The sequence below is a fragment of the Nitrospira sp. genome (assembly GCA_005116745.1).
Classification (GTDB): Bacteria; Nitrospirota; Nitrospiria; order Nitrospirales; family Nitrospiraceae; genus Nitrospira_D.
The window spans coordinates 312,457-324,438 of the sequence record SWDS01000002.1; the positions used below are offsets into that span (position 1 = coordinate 312,457).

13 protein-coding genes are annotated in these 11,982 nt (G+C 54.2%); 1 reads left to right on the forward strand and 12 read right to left on the reverse strand.

Annotated elements, in window-relative coordinates; translation table 11 throughout:
* Window positions 1-21 precede the first annotated feature (21 nt).
* From E8D52_03575 to E8D52_03630, 12 genes are all read right to left on the reverse strand, one after another.
* Window positions 22-213, reverse strand: a complete 192-nt coding sequence (locus tag E8D52_03575) for a hypothetical protein (protein TKB70140.1) — start codon at window positions 211-213, stop codon at window positions 22-24.
* 332 nt (window positions 214-545) lie between these two features.
* Window positions 546-1,493, reverse strand: a complete 948-nt coding sequence (locus E8D52_03580) for a formylglycine-generating enzyme family protein (GenBank protein ID TKB70141.1) — start codon at window positions 1,491-1,493, stop codon at window positions 546-548.
* Between the two features lie 13 nt (window positions 1,494-1,506).
* Window positions 1,507-2,418 carry a formylglycine-generating enzyme family protein gene (locus E8D52_03585; GenBank protein TKB70142.1) on the reverse strand — a complete coding sequence of 304 codons (912 nt, stop codon included), beginning with the start codon at window positions 2,416-2,418 and terminating at the stop codon, window positions 1,507-1,509.
* 24 nt (window positions 2,419-2,442) lie between these two features.
* Window positions 2,443-2,805: a hypothetical protein gene (locus E8D52_03590; GenBank protein ID TKB70143.1), complete on the reverse strand. Its 363-nt coding sequence runs from the start codon at window positions 2,803-2,805 to the stop codon at window positions 2,443-2,445.
* A 33-nt stretch (window positions 2,806-2,838) separates the two neighbouring features.
* Window positions 2,839-3,492 carry a DUF3047 domain-containing protein gene (locus E8D52_03595; protein TKB70144.1) on the reverse strand — a complete coding sequence of 218 codons (654 nt, stop codon included), beginning with the start codon at window positions 3,490-3,492 and terminating at the stop codon, window positions 2,839-2,841.
* A gap of 16 nt (window positions 3,493-3,508) precedes the next feature.
* Window positions 3,509-5,368, reverse strand: coding sequence for a cytochrome ubiquinol oxidase subunit I (locus E8D52_03600; protein ID TKB70145.1), 1,860 nt, complete (start codon window positions 5,366-5,368; stop codon window positions 3,509-3,511).
* 22 nt (window positions 5,369-5,390) lie between these two features.
* The gene (locus E8D52_03605; GenBank protein TKB70146.1) at window positions 5,391-6,458 is read right to left on the reverse strand and encodes a hypothetical protein; all 1,068 of its coding nucleotides are present in this window, start codon (window positions 6,456-6,458) and stop codon (window positions 5,391-5,393) included.
* Between the two features lie 100 nt (window positions 6,459-6,558).
* Window positions 6,559-7,050: a hypothetical protein gene (locus tag E8D52_03610; GenBank protein TKB70147.1), complete on the reverse strand. Its 492-nt coding sequence runs from the start codon at window positions 7,048-7,050 to the stop codon at window positions 6,559-6,561.
* A gap of 91 nt (window positions 7,051-7,141) precedes the next feature.
* A complete protein-coding gene (locus E8D52_03615) occupies window positions 7,142-7,858 on the reverse strand; it encodes a DUF420 domain-containing protein (GenBank protein TKB70148.1) in 717 nt (238 codons plus the stop codon).
* Between the two features lie 72 nt (window positions 7,859-7,930).
* Window positions 7,931-8,917: a methyltransferase gene (locus tag E8D52_03620; protein ID TKB70149.1), complete on the reverse strand. Its 987-nt coding sequence runs from the start codon at window positions 8,915-8,917 to the stop codon at window positions 7,931-7,933.
* A gap of 178 nt (window positions 8,918-9,095) precedes the next feature.
* Window positions 9,096-9,740 carry a septal ring lytic transglycosylase RlpA family protein gene (locus E8D52_03625; protein ID TKB70369.1) on the reverse strand — a complete coding sequence of 215 codons (645 nt, stop codon included), beginning with the start codon at window positions 9,738-9,740 and terminating at the stop codon, window positions 9,096-9,098.
* A 176-nt stretch (window positions 9,741-9,916) separates the two neighbouring features.
* Complete coding sequence (locus E8D52_03630) at window positions 9,917-10,711, reverse strand: hypothetical protein (GenBank protein ID TKB70150.1); 795 nt, start codon at window positions 10,709-10,711, stop codon at window positions 9,917-9,919.
* A gap of 351 nt (window positions 10,712-11,062) precedes the next feature.
* Here E8D52_03630 and E8D52_03635 point away from each other — a divergent pair, with 351 nt between their 5' ends.
* Window positions 11,063-11,941, forward strand: a complete 879-nt coding sequence (locus E8D52_03635) for an acyl-CoA desaturase (GenBank protein TKB70151.1) — start codon at window positions 11,063-11,065, stop codon at window positions 11,939-11,941.
* Window positions 11,942-11,982: the final 41 nt, after the last annotated feature.

The window sequence follows — 11,982 nt, forward strand, 5'->3', positions numbered from 1 at the left end:
CAGACCACAACCTCTAGAGGTTCAATTCCGGAAGAGGTACCAGAAATCCAACCCCTGCATGTCCATAAGGTAGTGATCGACAAAAACAAAGTACCCAACCGAGATAATAAGAGAGACAATCACTGCGACAACAGGATTATTCAGCGCACTCATTTCTTTCTTCTCCTCTGCCACCAAGTCCAGCTGTTGATTAAACTGTACCGCCCCCGGCAACTACACAAGACCTTCAACTCAACAGGGGCACTGGATACCGGCAAACCAATAGAAAAACCATAATCCAACAGCACAGGTGATGTAGAAAATCATCTTCCCGATTTTTACTTTAATTTCGCTGTCAGGGGCTGCCGTTGCCATTGTTACCGTACTCCCGATTAAGATAGTTTTTTATGATAGAAAATCAGAATAGGCGCATTCCGCATTACTTGACAGGTACAAGACCCTGTGTTATCAAAATTTCGTCATTTCCATTCAGAAAACAGGAGAAACCGTGACGAAAAACTCAAAAGTGTTTGACATTATAGTTTTGGTCGGAATGGTTGTCAATATCATTTTGGCCGTGTTTTTGATCCTCTACCACTTTGATCTTCTGTAACTTTATCCTGATTGTTCTTTTCTTCTTCTCTCATTCCCGCCTTCGAAATCGCGCAGCGAAATCCGATCGTCTCATCTCGAAAATCAGGCATCATTTTGCTTCGACTGGTAATTCGAACATCACCTCCGGTCGTCGTATAACCTCCGCCGCGAAGCACCCGATAGGTGCCATACTCGGGACTCGGTGGGTTCTGTTCCGGCGAGCGCTTGTAGTATGTCTCATCATACCAATCGTCCACCCACTCAATGGCGTTCCCTGCTCCATCCATCACACCATAAGGGCTCGTATCAGACTGAAAGCTCCCCACAGGCGCAGATACCTCATACCCATCCTGCACCCTGGCCCAATTAGCACCACTGGCCTGCTCTTTGGTCCCCCATGGCCAGAGCCGTTCGTCACCGCCTCGCATCGCCTTTTCCCATTCCGCTTCCGTCGGAAGTCGCTTCCCCTTCCAGCGGCAATACTCCATAGCATCATCCCACGAGACGTAGACGACCGGCTGATTGGTTCCCTTCACCCTTCCACCGCTCTTGGCGTAACGCGCAGGCAACCCTGGCTTCCGATGGCCGGTCGCCGAGATGAACTGCTGATAGTAATGATTCGTCACTTCGTACCGATCAATAGAAAACGCGTCCAAGTGGATAGTTCGCTGCGGCCCCTCATCGAACCCCCCACTCTCGGTGCCACGAACAAACGGCCCCGCCGGAATCGTCACCATCTCATCCGCAATAGGCTCCTCGCCGGGAACACTCTCGGGTGCCGACTCAACGTCAGCATTGGCTCCAGGCATCGGCGCTTCATAGGGAGTCGAAATCGTACCACGCATAATGGCGACGATTGGCATGGCAGCACAAGCCAGTACCACGAGCAGAAAGACGAATTTAAATTTCGATTCCAGCATGCCGGTCTAAGACTCAGGAGCCCCCTCCTACTAGATCAAGATCGCTTGCACAGCGAATACCAATCGTGACATCCGTCCGCCAATGTTTCGCGGTAAACCGCTTTGACAGTCTTGCATTATGTTCTGTTTCTCGCCATGAGCCGCCGCGCACAACTTTGAGATCAGCATTCTCCGGTCCCTTAGGGTCTCTAAATGGTGACTTCTTGTAGTAGTGTTCGTCATAGGAGTCCTCGACCCATTCAGCGACATTGCCTGTCATGTCGTAGAGGCCGTAGGGGCTTCGTCCCCCGTCGAACGACCCAGGCGGAGCGATGTATTTATATCCGTCCTCGCTGCCGTCGACATTGGCAGCAGCCGTAACAAACTTCTCCCCCCACGGATATTTTCGCTTGCTCTCGCCACGCCCAGCCTTCTCCCACTCAGCTTCCGTGGGCAATCGCTTGCCGGCCCACTTGCAGTAGGCTACCGCTTCGTCCCACGAGACACTCATCACCGCAAACTCCGGTTTCAAAACCTTCGACTGATCATCATCGAATACCTCGATTCTCGGCATCGCTCGCTTGGTCATCTTCGCGAACCGCGTATACTCCTCTTGTGTGACTTCTTTTCGGTCGAGGTAGAATCCCTTCAGGTAGACCTGATGCTCTGGCACCTCGTCCGGATCACCATCATGACTCCCCATCGTAAACGGACCTTCCGGGATCTGAACCATCTCCCGGCCCTCATCTCCTATTTTCGTCTTATACATCGAGAAATCCTGAGAAGGCAGACCGCTCGCCGTCGGTCGAGCTTCTGACTTCACTGATGCCGCGAGCTGTTTCATCTGCTTTGCCTTATAGGACTCATAGGCCAGCAGGCCAATCATGAGAAAGAACGATGTAAATACAAAGACGATGGACCCGACTAAGACACCCTTGTTTTCCACGAATACCTCTTTAATCCAACGGACCTACCGATAGGATGGCGACGTTTCAGCTTGTTCCGACGCCGCCTTCTTCGCAGCACGCACGTCGAGCAACATTGAAATCTGGACACCCAGAAACCCACCCATGGCAGCTCCTGCTCCGGCGCCAACCCAGATCCACTCGACACCGGCCAACACCCAGGCTAACGCACCACCAGATACAGTGCCGACCAGGATACTGACAAGAAATCTACGCCCACCCAGAAAGCCAATCACCGCACCAAGGGTAATCCCAATAGCGATGGCGACTGGCATCAGCCCGCCACCCATGGTCATACCGATCAGAGTCCCGACGGTACCCATCACGACGATCCCGAGCGCAATATCGAACACCTTGCTTGTCGCCATTACGCTGGTCCTCATAGACCGAGAGGCAGACCGCTACTTAGCTGGAGCGGCAATCAGCGGGCCAAAATCGATTTCAACTCCAGGCGCCGCGATGATGGAAATCCCCCATGCCTTCTCCGCCGGCTCATGTTTATGAATCCGTTTAAAATCCTCGTAGACATTCACCCGCTCCTCAAACCATTGCCCGATCTCCTTCGTTCCAGTCTGGACAACGATCTCGGAGCCACTAAACATGCCCCCTTCCGTCACGGTGCCATCCGGCTTCGACTCGCTCCACACATACTTCGTGAACACCGGGATAAAGAGAAGATCCGTATCGAGTGATGCATAGACTGCGGCCAGCGGCTCAGTTCCAGTCGCTGCCTTATTGAGACGCCACCGCCAGGTCAAAATTGGATAGGCCTTGGGATCCCAATCTATTTTCTTTTTCTTAATTCGCTGCCCTGCGTCTTTGGCCGACAGAAAGTTCGCGCCGCTCTCCGATTGCACCTTATAGGCATCACGGCCTTTCGATTGACTCCGTTGATTTTCGTGATCCCACAGAGAAGGGAACCCGTCCGCTTCCTTTGCTTGGAAATCTTCCAGTACCAGAACCTGCCCGTAGGCACCGCCAGGAACCTGCCACATCAACATGCCCATGAGGAGACTGAGAACAACGGTTGCACACTTCGACCCACGGCGCTCCATAGACTCCCTTCCCTTTCTATGTTTCCTGCGAGGGAACCGGTGACAACAAGGGCACCTGCTGCTCCTCGAATTCCTCACCCATCACTGGCCGCTGCCCCCGTTCACACATCCAGAACAAGACAAGTACAGCGGCCCAGAAGACCACCATGTTGAGCGTCACCATTTTTGTGGCATATTGAAGGTCCGGGGTAAAGGCCCAGGGCGAGACATCCGCCATCAACTCACTCACATGCCAGGACAGTCGCCCTGATGAACGAATATACCCCATCAAGCCCATCACCCAACTGAAGGACGCCGCTAACCCAAACAATCCCACCATGCCACGCAGCGGAATTTTCCCCCACTGAATCGGGCCGTGCACCACCGCGCCTCGAAGCATGAGGCGGTTCATCACCACACCGAGTACGATGACTGTGAACGTCGTGAACGCCTGGGGGGCGGATAGGCCGACGCGAACCTTCGCAGGCAAGTAAAACCCGTAGATCGACAGCCAGATGATATTGAGCGCCCCGACCACGTACAACACCGTGAGGAGCGTATTCCCGGTCTTGATCCAGGAAATGGTCATCGTCCGATTCGCCCGACGATAGTACAAAAAGCTCAACGCCGTGACGAGAATCAGGATATTCACTGCTCCGTTCTTGGCCGACATCACTCCATAGTTGCCAATCACGGGATGCTGAGCACCGCCCATCGCCTTGACTTCACTGGCAGACGTAAGCAGCGTGTGAGGCGTCAGCCAGACGAAGAGCGCCAGCATCAACACCCCCAATAGGAATTGATAATAGGGCTGATAGCGCTCACCACCTTTGATCCGCCCCATGCTCTGCCATAGATAGTAGTTAATCCCCAAAAACAGGACGCCGATCAAGAGTGCCTGAACCACAAACAGCCAGGTGAGCAAGCCACCCATCATCGTGACACCCATGGTCTGGCGAAACACGAACACCGACTTCATCAGCCAGTAGCCGGCAAACGGCATGGGAATCAGTGCAAACACTGTCACAAACAGAAAGATATAGCCGACCCAATCGAAATAGGCCCGCTCCTCATCCGTCTTGCTGGTGAAAAACCGATAACAGGCATAGGCCAATACCACCGCGCCACCAGACATAATGTCCGCAAGGAAGCGATGGACGTTCAGCGGGTTCCAGAGCGCGGAGTGCAGCAGATGCCAGGCATTTCCCAGAAACCGCCCCTGCGCATCCACCCCAGCGGGTGACATCATGAAGGCCGACCAGGCATTGGCCATCATCAATAACGCGGTTCCCACAATATTGGTCAGAATCCCGATCGCGGCGTGAATCCACTTCATGCCCCGACCCGTCATCCGATTCCATCCGTAGTAATAGACGATCAGGAGCAGCGATTCTCCCACAAATACAGCCGCGTAGGCGGGCATGAACCCTTTGAAAGTTCCGCCCATATACTTCATGAAACTGGGATACAGCGTGATGAACATCGTCAGCATCAGGCTCCCGATAAGCGCGGTCACCGACATAGCCAACACCGCCACCTTGGCAAGATCTCGTGCCAATCCGTCATAGCGCAGCGCCAAGGCTGGTTTTTTGGTGATCAATCCAAGGAATTCGAGCAGTGCACAAAACAAGGGCAGTGCAAGGACAAATCCACCAAAATAGGTATGTTGCTGTGTGATGAACCACACCACCAACCGACTGTCTAACGAACCGATTCTCGGATAGACCGTTTCATCAGGAGCAGGAGCTGCTGGTCCCTGCGGAGTCCCCTCCGTGCCGAAGTACACATCCGTCGATGATTCCGCGAATGACAGATCGGGTCCATTCCACGCAAGCCCAATGACGATCGCAACCATCGCAATACCCATCGCAACGGCAATCGAGGAACGTGTCATCATCAAGAATCCTCGGCCCATATCTCTACCCCTTCGGTCCAGTCTTACCAAGCGCGAAGCCCCCAGCCGCACCGTCAGCACCAATCGATTTTCCAAGAATTCCCATCATAAACGGGCACCGTAACATGCCAGACGACAATTGTGGCGCCTGCTCATCCTCGACATGACGCCGATCACCGAGATAGTACCCATACACCGCCATCATCGCCGTCACCAGCGCACCCATCACTGCCGTGGCACCCACCGTCATAGTCGGCTGACGGACGACAAACAACAGCACACCCATCGCCACCAAATAATAGGTCGATGCAAAGGCCATCCCAGGCCACCACCAATACTTCAGCAGTTCACCCGGCACAGTCTGCCGGAGCGAGTGCAGCCACGAACTGGCGGGATAGAGTCCTCCAAAATACGCACAGAGTGCAAGGCCTCCCCCGAGAAGCGTCACGGTCACCAGTTGTGCCAAAGCTGCACCCTGCTCATCCGCAATCACCAGCCCAGGCAACGATGTCAACGCACCAACACCCAGCCCTACGAGAGCCCACGGTCCTAATTGCCATGCCCGGCGTTGCACCAGCACACGTAGCTGCTCCCCATCCGGGAATGTCAAAAATGGACGCCCCAGCACTGATAACTTGCGTACATGGCCAATCTCAAACGCATCCCGCGCAACAGATGTGCAGGAGATGATGATCGCCATCATAGCCGGCCCATCGGGATGCTCGAGATAACTGTAGTGCATGATCCATAACAGGGTAAGCACCAATAGGGATAGTTGAACGCCATATACGGCTCCGATCCAGCCGCCCAGCCAGCTCAGAATCTTTAGACCATCCTGTCGAGCAATGACAGACCAGGATGCGGCGCGCCCCACTCGATAGGCCAAGAGTGCCGTCACCATTGCGACGAGACTGCTAACCGCCAGCAAGACCACGGGCTCAGTGATCGGCACAAGATGTTTCGCCAGCCGATACACCCCGAAGGCGATCAGTCCTGGCACAAACATGACAACTCGCTTTGTCCGACGGACGGCATCTTCCGTCACCGCCAGGCTCAAGCTAGGAATCACGCGCAAGGCCATTCGATGCAGCATAATGTTCAGAACTGAGCCAGCAGGACTGAGGACCGAACTTGGAGAGGAGATTGTTGCATTGCTCCTCTCCTTCTCAGCACTCAGTCCTCAGCACTCGTGACTATTTTGAAGCGGCCATCCCAAAATACTTCGCTTTGATCTCTTCCATCAGCGACACGGTGATGCGAGACAGTCCGCGGTCGGCTGCGGTACGCTCAAGTTCAATCCGTGCCATGGCACGAACCGCCGCCGGCACTCGATCTAACCGCAGTTTCGCCTCCGGGTCCCATTCAATACGTTCCCCAGTTCGGGGACGGAGCAGCGTCTCATATGTGACCACCCGCTCGCCTTGACGACGAATATCCTGCTCCACTTCTTCTCGAACCAGCCCAGCCACATACGGCGGCATACGCTCCAATTGATGCAAGGCCTCATCAGTCCAGAGCAACCGATCAACGAGGCCGTGGGCCTGTTCTTCCCGCACATCGACACCGACTTTCAGCCCACAGCCACGGCATTCCGAACGGATAAACCATAACAGCAGACCGGTCTCTCCACCTCGCTCCTCAATCCCCTCCGTATGCATCCATCGACCACAGCCACAGGTCAGCATTGCCGATACTCCAAGACTGAGCAATGAGGACTGAGTGAATAGCCGAGGGATGCCTTTCCCAAAACTCCTCTACCCTCAGCACTCATGCCATTCATCCGATCTTCCCTGGATACAGGATGTACAACATCGTGTACGTGAAGCTACCCGTGACGAACAGCACACAGTAAATAACCATCGTAAATCGGCCGAGCGCGCGATGCCGCCGCGCGCCATCTGGCCAAATCCGTTGAATCGTCATCTCAATCGCAAACACAAAAGCCACGATGGCGAGAAAGATCACATACACTTCCAGCTTCCGCATCGAAAACCCTGCCGTGGCGACACGCGAAAAAAACAACCCAAGCACGACCATGGCAATTCCGCCAAAGATGAGGCCGATCTTCTTCCACGTCGTGAGCAGCCGTGATTCCCGTAAGGATCGGACTCCGTCGAGGAACTGCTGAGAGCGAAACCCCAACACAATCATATACACCGCCATGATCAGCCCAATCATGACGAGAATGATATGGAGCGTCAGGACGGGGATGAAGACATAATCATAGAGCGACTGCGAGCCACCAAACCCTTCCTTACCTTCAAACGCCAGGACCCCCAGCTGCCGAAACAGATAATACGCGATAAAGAAGCTGAGCATGGCAATCATGCCACCCAACATCAACCAATGGTGTGCATCGGCCTTTCGCCGACGAGCTTGGAACCATCCCATGATGAACAGCCCGGTGAAGAGCGTCGCCATCAGCTGACTGAGGTCCGCACCCGCCGTCGCATACGTTCCAAAGAAGCCTGGTTCCCGTAACCAATCCAGCATCAGACCCTGCCCCTACTTCCTCGTTTCTCACACCTACGCGAACACTCTCGCGTTCGATACCACGCATGTTTTCTACAGCTTCGTGCCTTGCGCCACTGCCGTCTTCTCCAACTCCACAACAGAGACAAACCCGGCGGCTTGGAGCCATTGCATGGCCTCGCCGGCCCGATAGCAGCTGCCCTGCTGAGTGTTGACAAGGATATGGACCGCGAACGCGGTCGTCCATGCTGGGCCAGTCCCAGCTTCATCTAGAAATCGATCTTTAATCACCAACCGCCCGCCCGGCGCCAACGATCCGAAGCTCTTTTTAACCAGATCCTGATTCATCTGAAACGTTTGATAGTGCAAGATATCGGACATCAAGACCACATCGTATGGTCCCCCAAGTTGGTCTCGATTGAAATCACCGGGATGCAGGGCGACTCGTGCTTCCAACCCGGCGTCCTTGACCGTTTTTTCCGCCAACTTCAACGTCGCCGGGAGATCAAAAACCGTCGCGTGCAGTTCTGGATACACCTGGCAAAACGCAATGGCGTTGGTCCCAGCGCCACCACCAAGATCGAGCAACCGCTCGCGGCCACCCAGCTTCAGTCGCTTGGCTAAATCAGGACCGCTTTGTTGGCCAATCCGATTGAGCACCGCTAGCACGTTGCTTCCCAACTCGGGATCGGTCTCAAAGACATGGCGATCGACCGCCCGTTTCCCTGTCCGAATCGTCTCTTCCAGCTTTCCCCAGTTATTCCACTCCGCATCGTGCAGAAGGAGCAAGTGGCCAACATACTTTGGTGACTGCCGAACGAGGTGTGTCAGCGCCGTCGGCGAGTTGCCATACAGGTCCCCCTCCTTCGTCAGCAACTTCATTGCCACGAGGGCGTTCAAGAGAATATTCAGTGTGTGAGGATCGGCCTGAAGTCGACCCGCAATGTCCTGGACTGCCTTCGGTCGCTCACTGATGGCAGAAAAAACGTCCAGCTTCACGGCCGTCAGGAGGACTTTGGTCTCCCAGTAGTAGCCAAGCTGAAAGATTTCTGCGAGTGAGAGCTCTCGTGACACACCCATTCCCTTGGCTAATAGCTTTCAAACGTAAGATCTTACCTAGATCAGAAAGTAAAAGACAAGGCGGTGAATGCCACGCTTTGGGGTTGAAAGAGCCGCATCGAAGACATCTTGGAGACTGGCCAGAGGACTGACTCCGACCGAGTGGCTGTGGAAGGAGGCGACGAGAACAGACTTCCGTTCACGCTTCTTCCAGTTGAATCACTTCTACATGCACCCTGGCGGTGCCCTGGCCGACAAATCCCAGTTGTTCGGCAGCGCCCCGGCTGAGGTCGATGATGCGTTTCCCGGAATCCGGGTTGTGATCACTAGGGAAGGGGCCGCGGTCATTTACTCGGACGATGATCGACTTGCCGTTTTCCAGGTTCGTCACCTGGACGTGGATCGGCAGCGGCAGATACTTGTGCGCCGCCGTCAACCCGTTGGGGTTGAACAGCTCACCGTTGGCCGTCATGTGGCCTCCGGGTAAACGCCTGGTTTCCTCTCCATACCACGAGGCGAGGCCCGTCTCTTCGTACGTCCGTGCACTGGCAAGGCTCATCGGCACATAATGCTGACCCTTGACAGTGTACGGAGCGGCTTTGACTCGCCCAAGCCTGATTGCCTCTTTAACTGGGAGCCCATCGATGGTCTGAATATCGTCCCGGATCAATGGATACTCCAATGGAGCCTGGACTATCTCAAAGGTAAACTTCCCAATGCGATAGGCCAGCTTGGTGGCCCCCTTCGTCAATTCATAGGTGCCGCGCACGACCCAGATCGTGCCTTTGACCGTTTTTTTGGCGACGCGATAGGTGGTCTTGATCGATGAGAAGACCCCGTCAATGACCGAACAGGACACAAGCGTCGGCAGGATGGGGAGCAAGAGCAGTGGAATGATGTTTGATTTCTTGCAGCAGAAATATAAAGACACGGCGATGAACTTGGCATGAAAACAGGATAAAAACAGGAAGGGCAGCGGAGACTCCGCTGCCCTTCAACAACACATCCACAAAACGAGGCTTACTTGATTTCAGCCTTGAGGTTGGCGGAACCACCATCGGCCACTTCCACCTCAAACTCGATTTTCTTACCCTTGCCAGCGAATGGATGCCAAGCTACCACCTTGTGCTTGCCAGCAGGAACATCCTTAATCTCAAAGGATCCATCCTCCTTGGCAACCGCGAAATGCGGGCTCGACACTGGGAGGAAGAACCCTTGCATAAACTCATGCTGGTCACATTGTAACCGATAGTACCCTTCCTTTTCGGCACCACCACGGAAAGTCACCGGCTTGTCCAGCTTGTCACCCTTCTTCGCAAGACCAATGTTGAAACCGGTTGCCGAGGATGTACCCTTCACCGTGAAACTGTGGGGATTGTGAAGCACACCCAGAGTAGACTTGGGATCTTCAGCGTCTGCATCGGTATTTTCGACCTTGAAGGGCCGAGTATTCACAACGATCCCCGTGAACGGTTGGAAGTCACAGAACGCCGCCACCACTTCCGTGCCGGTATAGCCGTCCATCCAGGCCTTGTCTTCGATGTCGACTACCGCCACCACTGCGCCCTTCAACCCACCATCCTTGCTCACTTCGATCTGCTTCAAGAACCGCTTGTCGCCATCCATCTTGCTCTTGTCGGGAATCTGGGGACAAAACTTTGGATTGGGGAACTTTGAAAAGAGAAATTCCTTATTCTCCGCCTTCCCCGCAAACGTGACCTTCCCACTGATCGTTCCGCCCGCATACGAGGTGAGAGGCGCCGCAACCAACGCGACGGCTGCTACACCAAACATGACTGATAACGCACTCTTCATTGGACTGCCTCCTTAGTGATAGACCAACCAGCCTGTTTCTGACTTTCTCTCTCCACCCTATTTCACATCGGTCGCGATGAAAACTTCGGACCAACGTCCGTTACAGTGGACACATTCACACCACCGCTGGCGAGCTTGACTCAGACCGAGTATGTATATGAAATCTTACAGCCTGCTGTCAATGTGAAACAAGAGGCTTGTATTAGACTACTATTCGGCCTTTCTGACAGTAGATTTTTTGCCTTTAGTCCTGGTAAAGTTACAACTGCATGCCTGATTCCTCAGGCCTGATTATCTGCAAGAGACTCTGCTTCATATGAAGATATGCTCTTTCCCCCAGTAGTGAGTATTATGGTAACACCCGTACAATCCGCCGTCACGCTCAGGCGTACCTATCCCCTCTCCGTCACAATAGTACTGTTCACTCTTGTTGTGGGGAGCGCACTCATCGGGGTGCCCGCTTTCGCAGTTGTCTATGGATATACCTGGCTGGACTGGACCATGTTTGGGCTCCTATACATGATTACCGGGCTCGGCATTACGGTTGGCTACCATCGGCTGATTTCGCACAGGAGTTTCCTGTGTCCCGATTGGGTCAAGACCGGATTACTGATCGCCGGCGGATGGGCACTGCAAAACTCTGCCCTGAAGTGGGGAGCTGATCACATCCGCCACCATGCCGCGTGCGACCAAGATGCCGATCCGTACAACGCTCAGCGAGGATTCTGGCATAGCCATTGCGGATGGCTCTTCTCCGACGGGCGATACTCGGATGAAAAATATGCCACACGGCTCAAGCAAGATCCGGTTATCATGTGGCAACATCGGTACTATGGGCTCATCTTTCTCTCAGGATTGGCACTCCCGTTCGTGGTGGGCTTTCTCTACGGCGGTTGGGTCGGCGGCTTCGGCTGTTTTATGCTCGCCGGCGTCGGTCGGACATTTGCCGTGCTAAATTCGACCTTTTGTATCAATTCAGTGTGCCATTTGTGGGGAAGCCAGCCCCATGGCCAAGCCGATTCAAGCCGCGACAGCTGGTTCGTCTCGCTCCTGACGTTTGGGGAGGGGTATCACAACTATCATCACACTTACCAAAGCGACTACCGAAACGGTCCCCGCTGGTATAATTTTGACCCATCGAAATGGCTGATTTTCACACTGTCGCTGCTCGGATTAGCCTGGTCACTCCGCACCGCTTCCGCCGCTGAGGGCAAAGTTTCAAACCTCTAACTGTTCCCGACCTTCAGCACCACTATTTGCAACAGGTAAAT